At 40.1% G+C, this 23,539-nt stretch carries 16 protein-coding genes, 1 other RNA gene and 2 pseudogenes; 2 read left to right on the forward strand and 17 right to left on the reverse strand.

Annotation, left to right across the window (positions count from 1 at the left end; translation table 11 throughout):
- Positions 1-44: 44 nt before the first annotated feature.
- A complete protein-coding gene (polA, locus tag ABKJ27_RS09270) occupies positions 45-2,678 on the reverse strand; it encodes a DNA polymerase I (protein ID WP_410011756.1) in 2,634 nt (877 codons plus the stop codon).
- 147 nt (positions 2,679-2,825) lie between these two features.
- On the opposite strand from polA, the gene ABKJ27_RS09275 reads away from it, so the two are divergent.
- Both ABKJ27_RS09275 and ABKJ27_RS09280 read left to right on the forward strand, forming a co-directional pair.
- Positions 2,826-3,725 (forward strand): Rpn family recombination-promoting nuclease/putative transposase, encoded by a 900-nt coding sequence (locus tag ABKJ27_RS09275; protein WP_237447380.1) that lies wholly within the window; start codon positions 2,826-2,828, stop codon positions 3,723-3,725.
- Positions 3,726-3,935: 210 nt separating this feature from the next.
- Positions 3,936-5,192: pseudogene (locus ABKJ27_RS09280) on the forward strand (ISL3 family transposase).
- Between the two features lie 52 nt (positions 5,193-5,244).
- Here ABKJ27_RS09280 and ABKJ27_RS09285 read toward each other — a convergent pair.
- The 16 genes and pseudogenes from ABKJ27_RS09285 to ABKJ27_RS09360 form a co-directional block, all read right to left on the reverse strand.
- Positions 5,245-8,481: an SIALI-17 repeat-containing surface protein gene (locus ABKJ27_RS09285; protein ID WP_410011757.1), complete on the reverse strand. Its 3,237-nt coding sequence runs from the start codon at positions 8,479-8,481 to the stop codon at positions 5,245-5,247.
- A 323-nt stretch (positions 8,482-8,804) separates the two neighbouring features.
- Positions 8,805-10,235 (reverse strand): LPXTG cell wall anchor domain-containing protein, encoded by a 1,431-nt coding sequence (locus tag ABKJ27_RS09290; protein WP_410011758.1) that lies wholly within the window; start codon positions 10,233-10,235, stop codon positions 8,805-8,807.
- 210 nt (positions 10,236-10,445) lie between these two features.
- Positions 10,446-11,972, reverse strand: a complete 1,527-nt coding sequence (locus tag ABKJ27_RS09295; RefSeq protein ID WP_410011759.1) for a PspC family transcriptional regulator — start codon at positions 11,970-11,972, stop codon at positions 10,446-10,448.
- A 142-nt stretch (positions 11,973-12,114) separates the two neighbouring features.
- Positions 12,115-13,437, reverse strand: coding sequence for a nucleoside triphosphate hydrolase (locus ABKJ27_RS09300; RefSeq protein WP_410011760.1), 1,323 nt, complete (start codon positions 13,435-13,437; stop codon positions 12,115-12,117).
- Between the two features lie 143 nt (positions 13,438-13,580).
- Positions 13,581-14,609, reverse strand: a complete 1,029-nt coding sequence (locus tag ABKJ27_RS09305) for an N-acetylmuramoyl-L-alanine amidase family protein (RefSeq protein WP_410011762.1) — start codon at positions 14,607-14,609, stop codon at positions 13,581-13,583.
- A gap of 375 nt (positions 14,610-14,984) precedes the next feature.
- Positions 14,985-15,337: pseudogene (locus ABKJ27_RS09310) on the reverse strand (Rpn family recombination-promoting nuclease/putative transposase); the annotation flags it as partial.
- A gap of 14 nt (positions 15,338-15,351) precedes the next feature.
- Complete coding sequence (locus tag ABKJ27_RS09315) at positions 15,352-16,275, reverse strand: Rpn family recombination-promoting nuclease/putative transposase (protein ID WP_410011763.1); 924 nt, start codon at positions 16,273-16,275, stop codon at positions 15,352-15,354.
- A gap of 223 nt (positions 16,276-16,498) precedes the next feature.
- The gene (locus ABKJ27_RS09320) at positions 16,499-17,467 is read right to left on the reverse strand and encodes a ribose-phosphate diphosphokinase (protein WP_033682853.1); all 969 of its coding nucleotides are present in this window, start codon (positions 17,465-17,467) and stop codon (positions 16,499-16,501) included.
- A gap of 145 nt (positions 17,468-17,612) precedes the next feature.
- The gene (locus ABKJ27_RS09325) at positions 17,613-18,428 is read right to left on the reverse strand and encodes a PrsW family intramembrane metalloprotease (RefSeq protein WP_261146149.1); all 816 of its coding nucleotides are present in this window, start codon (positions 18,426-18,428) and stop codon (positions 17,613-17,615) included.
- Positions 18,429-18,452: 24 nt separating this feature from the next.
- Positions 18,453-18,950 (reverse strand): beta-class carbonic anhydrase, encoded by a 498-nt coding sequence (locus tag ABKJ27_RS09330; protein ID WP_004237611.1) that lies wholly within the window; start codon positions 18,948-18,950, stop codon positions 18,453-18,455.
- A 72-nt stretch (positions 18,951-19,022) separates the two neighbouring features.
- Complete coding sequence (gene radA, locus ABKJ27_RS09335; protein ID WP_077804517.1) at positions 19,023-20,384, reverse strand: DNA repair protein RadA; 1,362 nt, start codon at positions 20,382-20,384, stop codon at positions 19,023-19,025.
- A gap of 13 nt (positions 20,385-20,397) precedes the next feature.
- Entirely contained in the window at positions 20,398-20,955 is a 558-nt protein-coding gene (locus ABKJ27_RS09340; RefSeq protein ID WP_386686875.1) for a histidine phosphatase family protein, read from the reverse strand.
- Positions 20,915-21,358, reverse strand: coding sequence for a dUTP diphosphatase (locus ABKJ27_RS09345; protein ID WP_265471999.1), 444 nt, complete (start codon positions 21,356-21,358; stop codon positions 20,915-20,917). Before ABKJ27_RS09345 ends, ABKJ27_RS09340 begins: the two co-directional genes overlap by 41 nt.
- 56 nt (positions 21,359-21,414) lie before the next feature.
- An RNA gene (gene ffs, locus ABKJ27_RS09350) (signal recognition particle sRNA small type) lies at positions 21,415-21,510 on the reverse strand.
- A gap of 34 nt (positions 21,511-21,544) precedes the next feature.
- Positions 21,545-22,012 carry a tRNA adenosine(34) deaminase TadA gene (gene tadA, locus ABKJ27_RS09355; protein WP_001110112.1) on the reverse strand — a complete coding sequence of 156 codons (468 nt, stop codon included), beginning with the start codon at positions 22,010-22,012 and terminating at the stop codon, positions 21,545-21,547.
- A gap of 199 nt (positions 22,013-22,211) precedes the next feature.
- Complete coding sequence (locus tag ABKJ27_RS09360) at positions 22,212-23,498, reverse strand: adenylosuccinate synthase (RefSeq protein WP_001832534.1); 1,287 nt, start codon at positions 23,496-23,498, stop codon at positions 22,212-22,214.
- Positions 23,499-23,539 lie beyond the last annotated feature (41 nt).

The following is a 23,539-nucleotide window of genomic DNA, read 5'->3' on the forward strand; positions in this document are numbered from 1 at the left end:
GGCTTGCAGAATTCTACTACAAAAAAGGAGGACTAGCCCCCTTTTTATTTAGCCTCATACCAGGTTGCACCTTCATTTTCATCTGCGATGAGGGGAACACTGAGTTGAATGGCTTCTTCCATGGTTTGTTTGACCAATTTTTTCATCTCTGCTAGTTCCGATTTAGGCACTTCAAGGACGATTTCATCGTGCACTTGTAACAGCATCTTAGTCTGATAACCTCCTGCAACCAAGACTTTATCCAGCTGAATCATGGCAATCTTGAGAATATCTGCTGCGGAACCCTGGATAGGAGAGTTGATGGCAGTCCGCTCCGCAAAACCACGAATGTTAAAGTTACGCGAATTGATATCCGGCAACTCACGACGACGCTTGAAGAGGGTCTCTACATAGCCCTTATCACGCGCCTCACGCACCACTTCATCCATGTAGTTTTTAATACCTGGGAAGCGTTCAAAGTAGGTATCAATGTAGGCCTTGGCCTCCTTACGACTAATACCCAGATTATTAGACAAGCCAAAGTCGGAAATCCCGTAAACCACTCCAAAGTTAACCGCCTTGGCATTGCGACGGTCGTTTGGAGTCACATCCTCAGGACGCTCAATGCCAAAGACCCGCATAGCTGTCGAAGTATGGATATCTGCCCCCTCTTGGAAGGCATTAATCAAGTGCTCATCCTTAGAAATATGCGCCAGAACGCGCAATTCAATCTGTGAATAGTCCGAACTGAGCAGCACACTATCCTCCCACTCAGGCACAAAAGCCTTACGAATAAGACGACCCTGCTCCAAACGCACAGGGATATTTTGCAAGTTTGGATCTACACTAGACAGACGCCCGGTCTGGGTCAAATCCTGAACATAGCGAGTATGAATCTTGCCATCAGCTAAAATCCAGTCCTGCAAGCCAATTACATAAGTGGATTGAATCTTGGCAATCTGACGATAGTCAAGAATTTTCTTAACAATCGGAGCAATAGGAGCAAGGCGCTCCAACACATCCACCGCTGTCGAATAACCTGTCTTGGTTTTCTTAGTGTATTCTAAAGGTAACCCCAATTTTTCAAAGAGAAGCACGCCCAACTGCTTAGGCGAGTTGATATTAAACTCCTCACCAGCCAGTTCGTAAATCTCCTGAGTCAGTTTTTCAATAACAAGCTCATTTTCAGCCTGCATCTCAAGCAAGGTCTCTTTCTTGACCGTAATCCCAGCAATTTCCATCTTGGCAAGGACAAAAGCCAGAGGTTGCTCTATATCATAAAGAAGCTCTAATTGCCCATTTTCGCTAAGTTTTTCAAGTAAAACAGGCTCAGTCTCTACCAAAACGACAAGTTTACGCGCCAAATGTTCCAAGAATTTCTCGCGTTCAGGAATGGCCTTTTTGACACCCTTACCGTAGAAAGTCTCATCATCAACCAAATAAGTCTGACCATAAAGACTAGCAATAGTCGCAATTTCATTGTCCTCCACAGTCGAAAGGAGATATTTAGCCAAACGGCTGTCAAAAGCAGGCGCCTGCAAATCCACATCAAAACGATTCAAGAGAACTTTAGCCTTCTTAAAGTCATACACTCTCAGAGGTGTTTTTTCTAAAAAGTCCTTGAAAATCGGCTCTTGCAACAGCTCAAGCTTGTCTGTGGCATAGAGCTTATCTCCACAAGACCAAGCAAAACCAACCAAATCATCCGTATGGTAATTCTCACCAAAGAGTTCAAAGTGGAAGATAGATTCTTCACTCAGCATATCTTGTCTGATTTGGTCAATGATAGTAAAGTTCAAACTTTCAGCCACATCAGTTGACGACACATTTAAAGCCTGCTTGAGCTGTTTGAAGCCCATTTCCTCGTAGAATTTTCCAAGATTTTCCACATCTGGACCACTATAGACCAAATCCTTCAAACCAATCTCAATCGGTGCCTTGGTATCAATGGTCGCTAGTGTTTTAGACAAAAAGGCCTGTTCCTTATCATTGATAAGATTTTCCTTCATCTTAGAAGCCTTCATCCCATCGATATTCTCATAAATCCCCTCGAGTGAGCCATGCTCCAGCAAGAGCTTGATACCCGTCTTTTCACCGATTTTGGTCACCCCAGGGATATTATCCGACTTATCACCCATGAGCGCCTTGAGATCGATAAACTGCGTCGGTGTAATGCCCATCTTTTCCATAAGATATTCTGGCGTAAAGGCCTCAAACTCAGCCACACCTTTCTTGGAAATCTCAACCACCGTATGCTCATCCGTCAGCTGAATCAAGTCCTTGTCCCCACTGACAATGGTAATATCAAAACCATCTTGCTCAGCTAATTTATCTAGTGTCCCAATAATGTCATCCGCCTCATACTGAGCCAACTCATAGTGACGAATCCCCATATGATCCAGCAACTCACGAATGAAGGGAAATTGCTCACGAAACTCATCAGGAGTCTTAGCCCGACCACCCTTATAGTCCGCATACATCTCTGTACGGAAGGTCGTCTTACCCGCATCAAAAGCCACCAAAATATGACTCGGCTCAACCCGCTCCAACAAATGGCTCAACATCAACTGGAAACCATAAATCGCATTGGTATGCAAGCCAGCCGCATTCTTAAAACGATCCAACTGCTGATAGAGCGCAAAAAACGCCCGAAAAGCAACAGAAGACCCATCAATCAATAATAATTTTTTCTTATCCATACACCCATTATAAAGGAAAGCACCAAAAAATACCATTGGGAAGAGCCAGACCAAGTATTTTTCATCCTTTTTCCGAATAAATAGATAGAGCCAGATAATCTAGTAAACCTAGATTTAAAAATGTGCTATAATGAAAGGAGAAGAAGTATGACCGTACGTCATCCGGGCATCAGCCCGACCAATGACTTAGTAGCTAAGAAAATATTTAGTAATCCAGAAATCACTTGTCAATTTATTCGCGATATGCTGGACTTACCAGCCAAAAATGTAACCATTTTGGAGGGGAGTAATATTCATGTACTACCTTCCCTGCCTTATTCAGCCCAAGATTTCTATACCAGTATAGACGTCTTGGCGGAGTTGGATAATGGAACCCAAGTAATCATTGAGATTCAGGTTCATCATCAGAATTTTTTCATCAATCGCCTGTGGGCTTATCTTTGCAGTCAGGTCAATCAAAATCTAGAAAAAATTCGTCAGCGTGAAGGTGATACTCATCAGAGTTACAAGCATATTGCACCAGTATACGCTATTGCAATTGTGGACAGCAATTACTTCTCAGATGATTTGGCCTTCCACAGTTTTAGTATGCGAGAGGATACGACAGGTGAGGTCTTAACCATCACAAACAATGAACAAGAAAACCATCTAGTCAAGATTGCATTCTTGGAATTAAAAAAATATAGAGAAACCAGCAAAGACAAGGTTCGCAAGCCGTGGTTGGAGTTTTTCGGGAACAAACCCTTTACCCAGCAACCCGAGCGAGCCATCAGTCAGGCGGACCAACTGCTAGACTATAAGAGCTGGTCCGAGGAGGACAGGAAGATGTTTAGTGAACAACGCAGACGCGAAGAACAAGCCTTGCTCGCTCATGACTATGCCTTGGAACAAGCTGAAGAAAAAGGTTTAGAGCGTGGGAAAGTTGAAGGAAGGGAAGAAGGGAAACTTTTTGCCTTCTTAGACATGGTTCGCCAAGGTCTCCTGACTTCCGAGGTTGCCAGCCAGCAGTTGGGCATGACAGTCGCTGAATTTGAGGCACTATTGTAAGTTTATAGAATAACATAAAAGTGAACAAAGCTGAAACATCGTTTTGTTCACTTTTTTCTTCTTTTCAACAGAACTCTCACTATAGTGGCTCTATAATATTTGTAGTGGGTAAATCCCCTATGGATATTATGGAGCCTATTTTGTTGTAGAAAAAAAGTCCCATAAGATCTATAATGAAAAGCGACAAAACAACTCATTAGAAAGATTCATATGGAACAATTACATTTTATCACAAAACTACTCGATATCAAAGACCCTAATATCCAATTTATAGATATCATCAATAGGGATACACACAAAGAAATCATCGCCAAACTGGACTACAATGCTCCATCTTGCCCTGAGTGCGGAAGTCAAATGAAGAAATATGATTTTCAAAAACCGTCTAAGATCCCTTACCTCGAAACGACTGGTATGCCTACTAGAATTCTACTTAAAAAGCGTCGTTTCAAGTGCTATCACTGTTCAAAAATGATGGTCGCTGAAACTTCTATCGTCAAGAAGAATCACCAAATTCCTCGTATTATCAACCAAAAAATTGCGCAAAAGTTGATTGAAAAGACTTCTATGACCGATATTGCTCATCAGTTAGCCATTTCAACATCAACTGTTATTCGCAAGCTTAATGACTTCCGTTTTAAGCCTGATTTTTCGTACCTCCCTGAGATTATGTCTTGGGACGAGTATGCCTTTACTAAGGGAAAGATGAGTTTTATTGCTCAAAATTTTGATAATCTTAATATCATCACTGTTCTTGAAGGAAGAACACAAGCTATCATCCGGAATCACTTTCTTCGCTACGATAGAGCCGTGCGCTGTCAGGTGAAAATCATTACTATGGATATGTTTAGCCCTTACTATGACTTGGCTAAATAGCTTTTTCCAAACGCTAAAATCGTGTTGGATCGTTTCCATATTGTCCAACACATGAGCCGTGCTATGAGTCGTATGCGTGTCCAAATCATGAATCAGTTTCATCGAAAATCTCATGAATACAAGGCTACCAAGCGCTACTGGAAACTCATCCAACAAGATAGCCGTAAACTGAGTGATAAGCGATTTTATCGCCCTACTTTTCGCATGCACTTAACCAATAAAGAGATTTTAGACAAGCTTTTGAGCTATTCAGAAGACTTGAAACACCACTACAATGTCTATCAGCTCTTACTCTTTCACTTTCAGAACAAGGAGGCAGATAAATTTTTCGGACTCATTGAGGACAATATTAAGCTGGTTCATCCTCTTTTTCAGACTATCTTTAAGACCTTTCTAAAGGACAAAGAGAAAATCGTCAATGCCCTTCAGTTACCCTATTCCAACGCAAAATTGGAAGCGACCAATAATCTCATCAAACTTATCAAACGAAATGCCTTTGGATTTCGGAACTTTGAAAACTTCAAAAAACGAATTTTTATCGCTCTCAATATCAAAAAAGAAAGGACAAATTTCGTCCTTTCTAGATCTTAGCTTTTATTCAACCCACTACAGTTGACAAAGAGCCTTTTATATCTTCAACTAATTAGTTTTTGCGTTTCACAAATGGAAGGGCACCAAGGAGCAATCCAAGGAATCCTAATGATGCAATTGCAACATTATCTTTACCACCAGTATTTGGAAGTTCTTTCTTATCTTCAGCTTTTGCAGCTGGGGCTTGATAAGTATTGTCTTTGTTAGTACCTGCTACAGTTGGTGTAACCGCAGGAGTTGTCGGTGTTTCAGCTGTTGGCATAGCTGGAGCATCCGTTCTAGGAGTTGTTGGTGTAGCTGAAGCATCTGTTCCAGGTGCAGCTGGTGTAGTTGGTACAAGTGCAGGTTCATTTACAGCTGTAGCATTAGAATTTTCACGCGGTGGATTTCCAGGTGTTCCAACTTTAGCCGGAATTGGAAATTCAGGAGCTGGTTTTTCAGGTCTTGATGGCGCTGTATTTTCTTTATTCGATTCAGGTAATTTACCTTCATTTAATTTTGATAAATCAAATTCAGGTTTATCATTCACAAGATTTAACCAAGCAGCTTTAAGTTCTTCTAATTCTGCTTTAGCTTTATCTAATTCACCTTTCAATCCTTCTACAAAATAATCTTCAGCACCATTTTCTGCATCTTTCACGTCAGATTCGAGTTTTTCAACTTCTTTTTCAAGACGTTTGATTTCAGATTTAATATCTGGAACTTCTGTTTTTGGTTGCTCAGCTGGAGCTTCACCTTCTGGTTTAGATGGCTCAGTTGGAGCATTATCATCATTTACACCACCATTGAACTCAGGAGTATTTTCAGTTGTAGGCGCTTCTTCATCGTTTACTCCACCGTTGAACTCAGGTTTTTCTTCAGTAGTAGCAGCTTCAGCAGCGTTTACTCCGCCATTGAACTCAGGTTTTTCTTCAGCAGTAGCAGCTTCAGCAGCGTTCACTCCGCCGTTGAATTCTGGAGCATTAGGAACCGTTGGAACCTCATCCGCTTCCTTAGCAGGCTCAGTAGTTGCTTCATCATCATTTACGCCACCACTGAAGTCTTTAGGTTCTTCACCTTTAGGAACTTCTTTTAAGTTTTCGATATAACCTAAAGTTGCGTTGTAATCGTCAGTTAGTTCATCGATTGCATCTTTGTATGCTTTTACTACTTCGTTAACTTTGTCGAATTTAGCTTGAGCTTCATCAGCAGCAGTTTTAGCAGAAGCAACAGAAGCTTCTAGTTTAGTAACAGCATCTTGTAATCCATCTTGGATAGCTTGGTCAGCATTGTTTTTCTTAGCTGTTTCAAGAGCAGCTTTAGCTTTTTCTAAAGTTTCTTTTTGTTTATTTAATGCAACATTTTTTTCTTCTACAGCTTTAGCTTTTTCAGTAGCATCAGCTTTATCTTTATCAGCTACTTTAGTTAATTTTTCAATTTTTTCAGCGATATCATCAGCGATGTCTTGAAGTTTTTTAACGATTGGTTTAGAAGCTTCTTTGTTGTAAGCAGCGTCTAATTTTTCTTTATCAGCAGTAGGAAGTTCAGCAAGAGGTTTTCCTTCTTGTTTTGTAGCGCCAATTTCGTCTGCCTGTGGATCTTGATTTTTGTTAGCTTCAGCAGTCGCATTTTGATTTTCTAATTCTTTAAGAACATCTCCTGCAGTTAAGTCGCCTTTTTCAACTGCAGCTAAAATATCTTCTTTACCTAATGCTTTTTTAGCTTCTTCTTTATTTGTAATCTTAGCATCAGCATCGATATCTTTTTCTAATTGATCTAAAGCATCTTTAAGAGCAGTTCTAGTTTCAGCTTCTTCTTTTTTAAGTTCTTCAACTTTTGCTTTTGCTTTTGCCGCATCTTCTTTAGCTTTAGCTAATTCAACTTCTGCGTCAGCTTTTACTTTATCGGCTTCTTCTTTTTTAGTTTGTGCAGCTTTTACTTTATCGGCTTCTTTTTCTGCTTTAGCTGTAGCTTCATCTGCTTTTGTTTTAGCTTCGTCTGCTTTTTTCTGCAATTCAGCAACTTTAGCATCGGCTTCTGCTTTAGCTTCAGCAGCTTTTTCAGCTTCTGTTTTTTCTGCTGGTTTAGCTGGTTCTTCTTCTACTGGTTTAGCTGGCTCGTTAGCCTCTTTTTCTTTAGCAGCTTTTACTTCATCAAGAGCTTTGTTGTACTCATCAGTAAGTTTGTTTAGCTCATCAGCAACAGCTTTAGTATCCGAAGCAGCTTGATCAAATGCATTTTGTGCAGCATCACGCTCTTTTTTAATCGCCTTAACAGCTTTATCTAATGAAGAAACAATATCAGAATCAGAACCGTTATCTGTAGCTGATTTAAGAGCTTCTTCAGCTTCTTTTAATGTATCTTCTTGTTTTTTAAGAGCTTCAGCTTTTTTATCTTCTTCAGCTTTTAATGCATCAGCATCTTCTTTAAGCGTATCAACTTTTTCACCTAAGTCATCAGCTTTATCTTGAGCTTTTTCTGATGCAGGACGAGCAGCATCGGCTTTTTCAGCTTTGTCAATTCCAGCCTTAATGTCTGCTGGTAATTGATCTTTAGTTTTAGCTTCAGCTTGAGTTGCTTTAGCATTAGCTTGAGATGTTTTATCGTCGTTTTCTAATTCTTTAAGAATATCCCCAGCTTTTAATTCACCAGATTCAACAGCCTTCAACAATTCCTCTTTTGCTTTTTTGTCGAGTAATTCGTTATCATCAGGTAATTGTTTTAAAGCCTCGGTTAATGCTTCTTTAGAATCTGCTTCTTCTTTCTTAGCGTCTTCTTCTTTTTTAGCTTCTTCTTTGGCTTTAGCGTCAGCTTCAGCAGCTTTTGTTTTAGCAGCAGCTAATTCATCGTCTGCAGTTTTTTTAGCTTCTTCAGCTTCAGTTTTTGCAGTTGCTGCATCGGCAGCTTCTTTTTTCTCAGTTTCAAGTTTTGTATCAGCTTCTTTAGCTGCTGCAGTCGTTGTATCTACTTTAGCTTGAGCTTCAGTAACCTTTCCTTCAGCTTTTTTAGCTTCATCTTCAGCTTTTTTAATTTCTGGACTTGTAACTTCTGATTTAGAAGTGTCAGTAGCTCCAGTTTCTGCTGGCTGAGTAGCCGCTGGTTGCTCTGTTGTCTCAGAATTTCCAGCAGGGTTAGTTGTGCTATTTGAATTAGTTGCTGATGTATCAGTTGTGCCAGCTGGTTGAGCTGAAGCAGTAGTTGCATTGGAAGAATCATCAGCTTTCACGACTGATGGTTGAGATGCTGCAAATGCTGCTCCCAATACAGCCACACTAGCCAAGCTAGTTAAAATCATTTTCTTTTTATCCATTTTTGAAACCCCTTTTATAAAATCATATTCTAGTTTATTGTAACGCTTTTTAAAAATATAATCAAGTGATAAGTTATTTTATTTATACAATTATATACTTATGTTAATTTTCAAATACATCTCTCATAACAGAGAAAAGAAAGCCTAATTTATAAGCTTTCTTTTTAGTTTCTTTTCATTATTTATATTTTCTGTAGTAAATTATAGCTTTGAATTTAATTCAGATATCCTAATTCTTCATAAAAACTCTAGTTTAAACAAAAAAACAGGAGATTTCTCTCCTGCTTTGATTTAATCACTTAAAATCTATACCATCATATAATTTAATTTTTACGTTTCACAAACGGAAGGAATCCAAGAAGTAATCCTAAGAATCCTAAGAATGCAACTGCAACATTATCTTTACCACCAGTATTTGGAAGTTCTTTCTTATCTTCAGCTTTTGCAGCTGGAGCTTGATAAGTATTGTCTTGACTAGTTCCTGCTACAGCTGGAGTTGGAGTTGCAGAGGCTGGGTCTGATGGAGTTTCTGAAGCTGGACTATTTGTTCCAGGTGCTGGCGCCGCTGGAGTATCAGCAGATGGGCCTGCTGGTGTTTCTGAAACTGGAGCAGGAGTTTCAGAAGTTGGAGCTGGATTTCCTGGTGTTCCAACCTTAGCTGGGATTGGGAATTCTGGAGCTGGTTTTGCAGGTCTGTCTGGAGTCTTGTTTGATTCTTTTTGAGGCTCTGTTTGAGGTTCTGTATATTCTGGTTTGTCAAGAATTGCAGCATCTCCATTAGAAGATTCTGGCTCCAAACCTTTAAGAGCTGCTTCTAGATCTGCTTCAGCTTTCTCCAATTCCGCTCTTTTAGCATCTAATTCTTCCTGAAGGCCTTCTTTAATATAATCTTCAGAACCATTTGCTTCCGCATCTTTCAGATTATCTTCTAATTTAGAAACTTCTTTTTCCAAATCAGCGACCTTGTTTTGAAGAGCTTCAATTGTTGTATCCAATTTAGCTTCTTCAGCTTTCAAGTCTGCTTCACGCGCTTTAAGTTCTGCTTGAGCTGCTTCTAGAGCTTTATCTGCAGCATCTAAATCCTTTTGGGCAGCTTCTCTATATTGGTCTGCTTGTTCACCATCAGCGTCAGCATAGCTATCAAGTTCTTTTTGAGCTTTTTCTTTCGCTGCTTCTGCTGCTTCTACGATAGCTTTCGCTTCTTCAACATCATTTTTCGCAGCTTCTACACGTTCGCCAGCATCTTTAGCATCTGTCTTTTCTTCATCCAAACGCTTATTGATTTTATCCTGACTATCAGCATCAATTCCACCATTAACTGGCTTAGCTTCTGTAGCTTCACCTGATTCATTACGAACCAACTCAGCACCTGGAGCTGGTTGTACAGTTGGATTAGTCACACCGGCTTTATTAAAGTCATCTTCTAACTCTTTTGCAACATCTTCAGCATCCAAATCGCCATTTTCGATAGCCTTTAAGATGTCTTCCTTACCGATTTCAGCTTTTGCTTCCTCGATAGCCTTCGCCTTATCTTCTGCTTTAATGCTGTCGTCTTTGTTAATTTTATCTTCAACAGCTTTTTCCATTTTTTCAAAAGCAGCTTTTAAAGCCTCTTTAGTATCCGTAGTAGCTGGTTGTGTTGCAGTAGGTTGCGCATCTTCAGCTTTTACAATTGAAGGATTAGATACAAGAAAACCTGATCCCAAAACAGCCACACTAGCCAAGCTAGTTAAAATCATTTTCTTTTTATCCATTTTTGAAACCCCTTTTTTGGAATTATATTTGAATTTATTATAGCGCTTTCAAAGAAAATAATCAAATAATAACTTATTTTATATATACAATTATATTCTTATGTTAATTTTTAGATATAGCTATCACAACAAAAAAAGAAAGCCTATTTTATAAGCTCTCTTTTTATTTTCTTTTCATTATTTACATACTCTATGGTAAATTTTACACTTTTAAACCCACTCACCGTTGGCATTTACTGTGTAACCATTGATTGTAGTGCTGACAGCAAGAGCTCCTGAACTATAAGCATAGTACCATTTGCCATCTACTTGAAACCAACCAGTCTTCATAGCGCCTGAATTATCAAGATAATACCAACTACCACCTTGTTTCAACCAACCAGTTTTCATAGCACCTGAGCTGTTTAGGTAGTACCAAGTACCACCAACTTGAGCCCAGCCTGTCGCCATTGCACCTGAACCATTTAGATAATACCATGTGCCACCGTCTTGCAACCAACCAGTTTGCATTTCGCCTGAACCATTTAAGTAGTACCAAGTATCACCTTCTTTAAACCACCATTTTTGCATCACACCTGCAGCATTAAAGTGATACCATTTACCACCATCTTTTAACCAACCAGTCTTCATTCCATCTTCTTTAGAGAAATAATACCAGTCACTCTCAACCTTCTTCCAGCCAGTCTGACGATTTCCTTCGCTGTCAATAAAGAATTTTTTACCATCAATCACAACAATCCCTTGTTTAAGAACACCTTCCTCATCCAAGAAATAATGTTTCCCATCAACAGTAATATCACCCGTTAGACGAACACCTTCTTTGACATAGTAAGTTTTATCATCGATTTTAACAAAACCAGTTTTCTTCTCACCATCTTCTACAAAATAATAAGTCTTATCAGCAACTTTTACAAAGCCTAACTTTTTAACACCATCTTTTTCATCTAGATAGTATTGCTTATCACCTGCAGTCAATAGTCCTTTCTTCATAGCACCATCAGCTTCAAAGTAATAAGTCTTATCATCGATTTTTTGCCAACCACTAACCTTTTTGCCGTCCTTGATATAGTAGACTTTTCCGTTCTCTGTTTTGAACTGACCTGCCGCTGTAGACTGATTTTGGTTGTTGTTACCAGCATTAGTAGCTGTGTTTGAACGATAGACATGATAAAGAATACCATCTTTTAAGTTACCAGTAACATACTCATAGTTGGCAATAGTTGGATGACTTGTATCTGATGCTTCAGATCCTTTACGCGGCTCCTTAATATTTACTGGGTCGCTACTGCCTTCTTTATAGACTACAAAACGAACTTCCTTGACTGCTGAATTCCCACTAGTTGTTGTAGCGTTTTGATTGTTATTTGTATTCGTTGTAGCAGCTGTATTTCCACCGTGATAAGGATTGCTTTGAGCAGAAGAATTATTACTATTATCTGTTGTAGTATCTGGAGAATACACATGGTACATTACCCCATCCATTTCTCGAGGAGAACTGTATCTATATTTAGCAATTTCAGGATGATTAGAAATAGAGGAAGAAGTGACATCCTTTCCTGTAAGTGGTGTTTTTAGGTCAACAAAATCTCCGTTTTTATATTCTACAAAACGAACTGCTTTGATGTTAGAAGTTGTCGAAACACTCGTTGCCCCTGCTTCAGCTGCCTGTACTTGTTGGACTGTCGCCATAGCTAGTACAGAAGTTGCTAGCAAAATACCTGTTACTGTTTTTCTCATAGGAAATTCCTCCTGTATTAAGATAATAAATTTATCTAAATTATATCCCTTTCCTATAATAAATGCAATAAAAAACATAAAAAGTGTAGAAATATTTAAATGTAAAAAAGAGAGCAGTTGAAAAACCACTCTCTTCCTATTTTTATACCCACTCACCGTTGGCATTTACATAGTAGCCGTTAACTGTAGTGTTTACTGCAAGGGCACCTGAACTATAAGCATAGTACCATTTACCACCAACTTGGAACCAACCAGTTACCATGGCACCTGAACCTTTAAGGTAGTACCAAGCACCACCTACTTTAACCCAGCCAGTTTCCATAGCACCTGAACTGTTTAGGTAGTACCAAGTACCACCATCTTGCAACCAGCCAGTTTGCATTTCACCTGAACCATTTAGATAGTACCAAGTGTTACCATCTTTGATCCACCATTTTTGCATCACGCCTTCAGCGTTAAAGTAGTACCATTTACCACCATCTTTAAGCCAACCAGTTTGACGTTTACCTTCTTTATTCACATAAACCCAGTGATTGTCAACTTTGTTCCAGCCAGCTTTTGTATTAGAATCATCTGTCAAGTAGTAAGTTTTACCATCAACAGTGATTTCACCAAACTTACGTTCACCTTCTTCAGTTACAAAGTAATACTTGTCGCCAGCACCCTTGATAAGACCAGTCTTACGCTCACCTTCTGCAGTGATGTAATACCATTTACCAGCACTATCTTTTACAATACCTGATTGAGCTTTACCTTTTTCATCAAAGTAGTACCATTTCGTACCAACTTTATGAACTCCATTTGTCACAACACCGTCTTTTACAAAGTGCGATTGACCATTTTCTGTGACAACTTCTGTTCTACGGACACCGTTTGCATCAAAATAGTAAGTTTTTTCACCTACTTTAATGAAACCAGTTCTTTTAACACCTTGATTGTCTAGGTAGTAGCGTTCAGAGCTGTTCTCGATGATACCACGAGCCATAACACCCTCACTATTGAAATAGTAAGTCTTGTTATCAATCATGGCCCAACCTTTAACTGGGTTCCCGTGTGAATAGAAGTAACGGTTACCTGACACTTCACGCCAGCTGTTATTTTTATCAGTCGATTTATAACCTTGTTTATTCAAATCCGCAGACGCTGTATTTGGGTCATTTTCCAACTCATCAAGTTTTGTACCCTTTTCTACAAATACATAGTAACGAACACCACCCTCTACATAAGTATTTTGATATTCGAATTTATCAATGTATTTATGTAAATCAATTTTCTGGTCTCCTGCCTCATGGTAGACTGTCGTACGAGTACGTGAACGGTCATTCGAAATCGTCACCCATTCTGTTTTACGAACAAACTCTTCCGCATGTACAGAAGGAGCTGTGATAGCTGAGTAAGCAGTCACAGCAGCGCCTGCCATTGTGACACTAGCAAGAGCTAGAGCTAAAGCTTTTTTATTTTTCATGTGAACATTCTCCATTCTTAAATTTAGCTATTATGCTTTTCTTTATTGTATCTTATTTTTACAAAAATTTCTAAGAAAAACTGAACTTTTTATGGAAAAAATAAAAAGCAGAAGAAATCTCCTGCTTTTTTTATTGAGCTAGATTATTTAACCCATTCACCGTTTCCGTTAACAGTGTATCCACCTACAGTAGTGTTAACTGCAAGGGCACCTGAACCGTCAACGTAGTACCATTTACCACCAACAGTGAACCATTGGCTAGCTTTCATAGCACCTGAATTTTCAAGGTAGTACCATTTACCACCGTCTTGCAACCAACCAGTTTGCATTTCACCGTTTCCGTTTAGGTAGTACCAAGTGTTTCCATCTTTAACCCACCATTTTTGCATTACGCCTTCAGCGTTAAAGAAGAACCATTTACCGTCAACTTGTTTCCAACCTGAAACAGCTTTGTTAGAAGCGTAGTATTTCCAACCATCTTCTTCTTGAACCCATTGGTCTTTCACAACGTTGTATGAGTCAGTTTTTTCAAGAACCAAATCAACTGAAGCGTTTGTGAACATATCTGCATGAGTATCGTTATCTAAGTCAGCTGAACCAGAGTATACAAATGTTCCTTCTGCAACGCTACCAATTTCTGCGCCATTTGAAGTTTTGTTTAATGTGTAAAGTTGGCTGTTAGACTCGATACCTTTCACAACATACCCTTTTGGTACATTAGCTACACGGTATTGAACCAATCCACCATGTGGTACTGCCAATTCAACATCACCTGCTGCGTTAGATTCAGCAGAAACAACTGATGCTTTAGCGTAGTTCATGTAATCAGCTTTGTTAGCCCAAACCATGATATCTACTTTAACACCTGCTACTGAAGCACCTTGAAGGTCACGAACGTGGAAACGAACGTGTGAACCATTACCAAACTCAACTGGTTTACCATGGTAAGGGTTGTAAGCTGGAGTTGCTGGTTTGTATTGCTCAGCATCTGGAACTACACCAGTGTGTGCAGATACAACTTTGTTACCTTCGTATTTCTTAACATCAAGTTGACCTGTTTTTGGATTTACACGACCACTTTCAGTGTAACCGTTGTTAGTATCAGCTGAAACAGCTTGTACAGCACCAAATGCTGCAAGAGCGACTGCGCTTGTCAATAAAACTTTTTTCATCGTTTTATCTCCTTCATTTTTCATTATATATTTTTTCGTAAGACTATCTTACTACCATACAGTATATAAATATTTGCAGGATTTGTCAAGGGTTTTCTTCTAGTTTTTAAAGTTTTTACCCATTTTTAGAAAAAAAGGTGAAAAAAACATTTTTGTGAGAAAAAATACCCGTCAAATACTGCATTTTTCAAGTGAAAATCTCACAAACTTATCATCCTTGAGTAAAATCATTCATATCTAATCCACATAGACAGTTGGACAGAACTCACGTCTATGGTATTATCTTATAAACACTTCTAAATGTCAAGTAAAAATGGCAAGTTTTTTGATAAGAACTTGCCATTTCATCAACTTTCTACTATTTAAAATGTGACCTTATAACAAGGCCTCAAACTCAGCTACTGTCATTCCTAATTGCTGACTTGCAACCTCAGCGGTTAAAAGATGCTGGCGAACGAGATTTACTAATCCTTTTTTCAGTCCTTTTTCTTCAGCTTGTTCCAAAGCATAGTCCTGTGCTAACAAGGCTTGTTCTTCGCGTCTGCGTTGTTCACTAAACATTTTCCTGTCCTCCTCGGACCAGCTCTTGTAGTCTAGCAGTTGATCTGCTTGACTAATGGCTCGCTCGGGTTCTTTAGTAAAGGGTTTATTCCCAAAAACTCTAACCAGGGCTTACGAACCTCATCTTTGCTGGTTTCTCTGTATTTTTTTAGTTCCAAAAATGCCATTACTTGTGATGGTCTTATAAGAGTGCCTCAAATTCAGCTACTGACATGCCTAATTGCTCGCTAGCAAATTCGGAAGTTAAAACATGTTGGCGCACTAAATCAAGAAAGGTAAATATTTTCCCACGCTCCAGTCCCTGTTCAATCCCCTCAGATCGACCACGTTCTAAGCCTTGTTCAATACCTTCGGCTCTAGCGGTTTCCAAGGCATAGTCCTGTGCTAACAAGGCTTGTTCTTCGCGTCTGCGTTGTTCACTAAACATTTTCCTGTCCTCCTCGGACCAGCTCTTGTAGTCCAGCAGTTGGTCTGCTTGGCTGATAGCTCGCTCAGGTTGTTGGGTAAAGGGTTTATTCCCGAAAAACTCCAACCACGGTTTGCGAACCTTGTCTTTGCTGGTTTCTCTGTACTTTCTTAATTCCAAGAACGCCATCTTGACTAGATGGTTTTCCTGTCCATTGTTTGTAATTGTTAAAACCTCACCTGTCGTGTCCTCGCGCATACTAAAGCTATGGAAAGCCAAGTCATCTTGGAAATAATTGCTATCCACGATTGCAATGGCATAAACAGGGGCGATGTGTTTATAACTTTGATGTGTATCACCTTCTCGTTGACGAATTTTTTCGAGGTTTTGATTGACCTGACTACACAAGTAAGCCCACAGGCGATTGATGAAAAAATTCTGATGATGCACTTGAATCTCAATAATTACCTGAGTACCGTTGTCCAACTCCGCCAAGACATCTATACTGGTATAGAAATCCTGCGCTGAGTAAGGCATGGAAGGCAAGACGTGAATATTGCTTCCCTCCAAAATGGTTACATTTTTGGCTGGCAAGTCCAGCATATCACGAATAAATTGACAAGTGATTTCTGGATTGCTAAAGATTTTCTTAGCAACCAAATCATTGGTCGGGCTAATGCCCGGATGTCTTAGAATCATCCTTTTCCTCCTTTTATTATACCATAGTCTTATACTCAATGAAAATCAAAGAGCAAACTAGGAAACTAGCCGCAGGCTGTACTTGAGTACGGCAAGGCGACGTTGACGTGGTTTGAATTTGATTTTCGAAGAGTATTAAATCTAGTTTTACTAGATTCACTGACTCTATCTATTTATTCGGAAAAGAAATGAAAAAACCTGAGAATCATCTCAGGCTTGGTCATTAAATCTTTTTCTCAATACTGAAAAGTGGAGAAAGTGGGCGTTTTTCATGGATACGTACAATAGCATCCCCTAGGAGATGAGCGATTGAAATCTGCTCAATCTTATCAATCAAACGCTCTTCTGGCAGGTAGATAGTATCCAAAACAACCAATTTCTTAATAGCTGATTTTTGGATATTGTCCATAGCAGGACCAGAAAGAACTGGGTGCGTACAGCTTGCATAGACTTCAACAGCACCAGCTTCTGCAAGGGCATCTGCCGCATGACAAATCGTTCCAGCAGTATCAATCATATCATCAATCAGGATACATGTCTTGCCTTCGACCTTACCGATAATGTTCATGACTTCACTGGTATTCATCTTATCAACACTACGACGTTTATCAATGATAGCGATAGATGTTTTCAAAAATTCTGCCAACTTACGGGCACGAGTCACTCCTCCATGGTCTGGACTGACAACCACATAGTCAGAACCAACCATGCCACGACGCTCAAAATAATCCGCAATCAGAGGAGCTCCCATCAAGTGATCCACAGGAATATCAAAGAATCCTTGAATCTGAGCAGCATGCAAGTCGATGGTCAATAAACGATCCACTCCAGCTACTTCAAGCATATTTGCGACAAGTTTTGAAGTGATTGGCTCACGCGCTCTCGCCTTTCTATCCTGACGTGCATACCCATAGTAAGGCATGACAACATTGACAGATTCTGCACTCGCACGCTTCAAAGCATCTACCATAATCAAAATTTCAAGCAGATTGTCATTTACAGGTGAACTAGTTGATTGTAGGATAAAGACGTGTTTCCCACGGATTGATTCTTCGATGTTGACCTGAATCTCTCCATCTGAAAATTGGCGGACACTTGATTTCCCCAACTCTATCCCAATCTCCTGCGCCACACGTTTTGCCAATTCTTGATTAGAAGAAAGGGCAAACAGCTTTAAATCAGAAAAAGACATGATTTCCTCCGGTATATATGTATCGCTTGTGCTTTTCACAAGATTTTTCCATTTACCATTGTAGCGCTTTTTACACTATTTTTCAATCAAAAATAAAAGAAGAGCAGCATATTTGTACCCTTGCATCATTCTTTTGAAAAATATTCTAGTTCATTATCTCATCGTGCTTCTCAACAAAGCGATAAGCCTGATAAAAACCATAGAGAGTAATAGCCGTAACCAATGGAATCGCTAAGGGTAACTCTGTCTCTAATTCCACAAAAGGAGAGTTAAACAGGAAGTGAGTTCCCAAGGCTAAACCTAGGAAAATAAGACCCTGTTTCTTGCCAACCTTCTGCCCTTTATAGGCTCTGTAAAGCAAGTACACACCCACTACAGCTAGACCTGAAAAAGTCCAGTGAGAGGCAATTCCTGAGATGATACGCTCTAAAATTCTCGAAATAGTAAAGTCAAAGCCCTCTGGCAAATCTGTACGAATATAGCCAATATCCTCAATCATTTGGAATCCCAAACCAGAAGCAATCCCTAGTAAAAACAAAGATTTTAATTTTCGCACAGGAATCAAAGCTAAAACAAAGACAAGTGGCAATAATTTCAAGGGTTCTTCTACCAAAGGAGCCACAATAGCACTTTCAAAGGCATTTAAAAATGCACTATCTGGGAAAAGAACCCCCAGTAAATCATGGATGTAGGTATTAGCAAAGCTAGAAAGCCAGCCTGAAAGGAACATCCCACCCAATAAAGACAAGATCAAGGCGTTCTTTGGTAATTCCCATTTTTTCCCAATACGGAAGAGGAAATAAAGAGCCGGAATCATGTAAAAGAGAGCTAGAAAGATAGAAACTCCCATCAGTCCATATTCCGCACCTGACATCGAACCGTCCGTATAGTAGATGGTTTCATACTGTAAACCAATACATAGCAATAAGATAAAAATAAATAAAATGCTGTTTTTCTTCATACACTTTCTTTCTAAATGAATTTTTTACAATTCTACGACTGTCATACTTCCTGTATCCACATCGTAAATAGCACCAGAGATAATCACATCATCTGGTATTAGAGGCGACTCGATAAGGAGTTGCATGTCCTCGCGTACGCTCTCCTCTATATCTTGGAAGGGCAAAAAGTCCTGATCTGACACATCGACACCTAGTTCCTCTTTTAAATACTCCTGAAAAGGTCCATTTTCAAAGGTCTGAGCACCACAGTCTGTATGGTGCAACACCACGATCTCTCTTGTCCCCATCTGTTGCTGGGAAATAACTAGCGAACGAATCATGTCCTCAGTCACTCGACCACCTGCATTCCGCAAGATATGAGCATCCCCAAGTGCCAAGCCCAGAGCTTGCGCAACGTGCAAACGTGAGTCCATACAGGTCACAATAGCTACTCTGGTTTTGGGTTTAAGTGGCAGATTTAACTGCCCATGTAGGGCAACATAAGCCTGATTGGCTTGCATAAACTGTTCAAAATACGACACGATTCCCTCCTCGAAAATTTGATAGTCAAATATTTCTCCTATCTTATCATTTTTAAGAGGATTTGTCACGAATTATGCAAAGACCTTTTTCAAAACTTCCTGAATCGTTGTCACTCCAATGACCTGAATTTCCTTGGGTGGAGTGATTCCTGTTAAGGAATTCTTAGGTACATAAATCTTAGTAAAGCCCAGTTTAGCAGCTTCATTGATACGTTGCTCGATACGATTCACGCGCCGAATCTCCCCTGTCAAACCCAGCTCGCCTACAAAACATTCCTGAGGGTTGGTTGGCTTGTCTTTGTAACTAGAAGCAATGGCAACTGCAACCGCCAAGTCAATGGCAGGTTCATCCAATTTGACACCGCCAGCAGATTTAAGATAAGCATCTTGATTTTGCAAGAGAAGCCCTGCCCGCTTTTCCAAAACAGCCATAATCAAGCTAGCACGGTTAAAATCAAGTCCTGTTGTCGTACGCTTGGCATTTCCAAACATGGTCGGTGTCACCAAAGCCTGAACCTCCGCCAAAATCGGACGCGTCCCTTCCATAGTCACCACGATGGACGAGCCCGTAGCACCGTCTAAACGCTCTTCTAAGAAAACTTGACTCGGATTGAGGACCTCAACCAAGCCACCTGACTGCATCTCAAAAATCCCAATTTCATTGGTAGAGCCAAAACGGTTTTTGACCGCTCTCAAAATACGGAAGGTATGATGACGCTCCCCTTCAAAGTAAAGCACCGTATCCACCATATGCTCTAGCATACGAGGCCCAGCCAAGGTTCCTTCCTTGGTAACATGGCCTACGATAAAGATGGCGATATTATTAGTTTTAGCCAGCTGCATCAGTTCAGCTGTCACCTCACGCACCTGAGAAACAGACCCCTGAACCCCTGAAATCTCAGGAGACATAATAGTCTGGATAGAGTCAATAATAAGGAAGTCTGGCTGGATTCTCTCTACCTCTGCGCGAACACTCTGCATATTTGTCTCTGCATAAAGATAAAACTCACTATCGATATCACCCAAGCGCTCTGCACGTAGTTTAATCTGCTGGGCAGACTCCTCCCCACTAACGTAGAGAACAGTCCCCACTTGAGACAGCTGGGTTGAGACTTGTAGGAGAAGGGTAGATTTCCCAATCCCAGGATCCCCACCGATGAGGACGAGACTTCCTGGTACCACTCCTCCTCCAAGTACACGGTTGAATTCCTCCATCTCCGTCTTGGTTCGATTGACGTTGATTGAAGTCACCTCAGCCAGTTTCATGGGCTTGGTTTTCTCACCTGTCAAGGACACACGCGCATTCTTTACCTCGGCAACCTCAACCTCTTCTACAAAAGAAGACCAAGACCCACAGTTGGGGCAACGTCCCAGATATTTAGGGGAATTATACCCACAATTTTGACATACAAATGTCGCTTTTTTCTTTGCGATGATAAACCTCTTTCTATATCTCTAACTCATACTCAATCACTTGGCAAAAATCAATCTTCTCATTTGTCACAAACTGGCGCATAAGCATATTGTGAGTTACCACTATCACAATCTGATAATCTCGATACTTAGCCATACATTCTAAAAAACGAGACTTCATCTCCGTAGCCGTCTCATATTGAATAGGACTATTAGGAAGCAACTCCCCCTTGTTTTCTAAAAACAGGCTTCTAGCTGTTTCATAGTTTTCTATTCCTGTTTCATAGACCTGCCATTCATGTAATAAAGGCTCTACTCTTAAAGGAAGTCTCGTAGTACGAACCACATAAGAAGACGTTTCTAAAGCTCTTGTGACTGCAGAAGATATGATTATTTCAGCTGAAGAGAGTAACGGATTCTTGCTCAGGTCTTGGGCTTGCTGCCATCCCTTCTCAGACAAGGGTGCCAAATCTATCCCAAATCCCGTATAAGAACGCTCCTCTAACTCACGATAATCTGGCTCCCCGTGACGTACAAAGATAATCTTCATTCTAGTGCCCAGTCGATCCAAATCCACCAGTCCGAACGCCATCAGCCGCATCTCCATCTGCGATTAAGAAAGGAGCAAAGACAGCCTGGACAACACGTTCTCCTACTTCAAGAACAACCTCTTGGTCTGTTATATTCTTCATCTGTGCAAAAATATGCCCTTCATTCCCAGGATTTCCATAATAATCCCCATCAATAACCCCAACTGAATTAATTAAAACCAATCCCTTCTTACGAGGATTTGAAGAACGATCATAGAGGTAGAGTACCTCAGTCGGCTGCATATAAGCCTTAACCCCTGTCGGAACCAAGACAATCTCTCCTGGAGCGATAACTGTGCGCACAGCAACCTTTAAGTCGTAACCAGCCGCATGCGCTGTCTCACGCTTGGGCAATAAATTTTCATCTATAAAACTCGAAACCAATTCAAAACCACGAATTTTCATCATCTTCTCTTTTCTATTATCATTTATTCTAGATTATTCTATCTTATTTATTCGGAAAAAGCACGAAAAAAAGAGCACACAATTCAAATCGCTTAGGGCTGCTGGATTCCTCCCCTGACCCGCTTCACGCAGAACTGTTGCTCCATCATTTATTATATCACATTCCTATTCATTTTAAAAGCAAAATTATTTTTTCCGTCTATTTCTAAAAAAGTCCTGCATAATAGCTGCGCATTCATCTTCCAAAATTCCCGTTTCAACCTCCACACGATGGTTGAGACGCTCATCTGTCAAAATATCGTACAAACTCCCAGCAGCGCCAAATTTCTGATTTTTAGCCCCATAGACCACGTTTGGAATACGGGCGAGTCCGATCGCCCCACTACACATGACACAAGGCTCAATGGTCACAAAAAGCGTGCAATCCAGCAAGCGCCAGCTCTCCTCACTTAGGTTCGCATTCTCTATAGCCATAATTTCCGCATGCATAACCGCTCGTTGCAACTCCTCACGAGCATTATGCCCACGGCCAATGATTTCTCCGTCCTTGACAATCACACAACCAATTGGAATTTCATCGTGTTCAAGAGCAATCTCAGCCTCTCTCAAAGCTTCCCTCATAAAGACTTCTTTTTCTTCAACTGTATAATTCATCAATTTCCCTTTTCCTACTTGTCGATTTTATTATTATATCATGAATCCCAAGACAAAAAAAGCCACCGAATGCGGTGACTTTATAGGGAGATTATTATGAAAAAGAAAAGTTTAGGATATTTGTTACAACAAGTTAGGAGGTCTTCTTGTAACTGTCTATAGTATAACCAACCTATCTTAAACAAATCTTAAAAATCTCTTACGACCAAACACTTTCTAAAATATTTGTTTGTTCACGACCAGGACCTACTGAGAAAGTAGAAATACGAACGCCAACCAATTCACTCACACGACGAACATAGTTACGCGCATTCTCAGGAAGATCTTCCAAATTACGAACTCCGGTAATATCTTCTGACCAACCTGGCAACTCTTCATAGATAGGCTTGCAACGTTTCAATTGCTCAAGACTAGCTGGATAGTAGTCAATACGTTGACCATCAAGATCATAGGCCACACAGATTTTCACAGTATCTAAACCACTCAAAACATCGATAGAGTTCAATGAAAGATTCGTAATACCAGAAACACGACGGCTATGACGCATCACAACTGAGTCAAACCAACCCACACGACGTGGACGACCAGTTGTTGTACCATATTCATGACCCACTTCACGGATACGTTCTCCCACTTCATCAAACAACTCAGTTGGGAAAGGACCGTCTCCTACACGACTCGTATAGGCTTTACATACACCAACAACCTTGTCAATCTTACTTGGACCAACACCAGAACCAATGGTCACACCACCAGCCACAGGGTTTGATGACGTAACAAATGGATAAGTACCTTGGTCGATATCTAGCATAACACCTTGTGCACCTTCAAAAAGCACACGTTTACCGTTATCAAGCGCATCATTCAAAATGACAGATGTATCTGTCACATACTTCTTGATTTGTTGACCATATTCGTAATACTCTTCAAAAATATCATCGAAAGCAATCGCTTTACTGTCATACAATTTTTCAAAAAGACGATTCTTTTCAGCAAGGTTACGTTCTAAACGCTCACGGAAAATATCTTTATCCAAAAGATCGGCAATACGAATTCCAACACGAGCAGCCTTGTCCATATAAGCTGGACCAATTCCCTTAATTGTAGTACCAATCTTATTATCACCCTTAGCCTCTTCTTGCAAGCGATCCAGTTCGATATGATAAGGTAAAATAACATGCGCACGATCAGAAATACGCAAGTTATCAGTTGTAACACCCTCCTCATGAAGATAGCTCAACTCTTTTACAAGAGATTTAGGATTTACAACCATACCATTCCCAATAACAGAGATTTTTTCAGGGAAGAAAATCCCAGATGGAATCAAGTGCAATTTAAACTTCTTACCATCAATCACAATAGTGTGGCCTGCATTATCACCACCTTGGTAACGTGCAATCACTTCTGCATTCGCTGAAAGGAAGTCTGTAATCTTCCCTTTACCTTCATCACCCCATTGGGTACCTACAACAACAACTGAAGTCATAATCTTGTCTGAGCCCTCAGGCTCTTCCTTTCTCACATACA

It is taken from the genome of Streptococcus sp. KHUD_011 (assembly GCF_046352925.1).
Taxonomy (GTDB): Bacteria; Bacillota; Bacilli; order Lactobacillales; family Streptococcaceae; genus Streptococcus.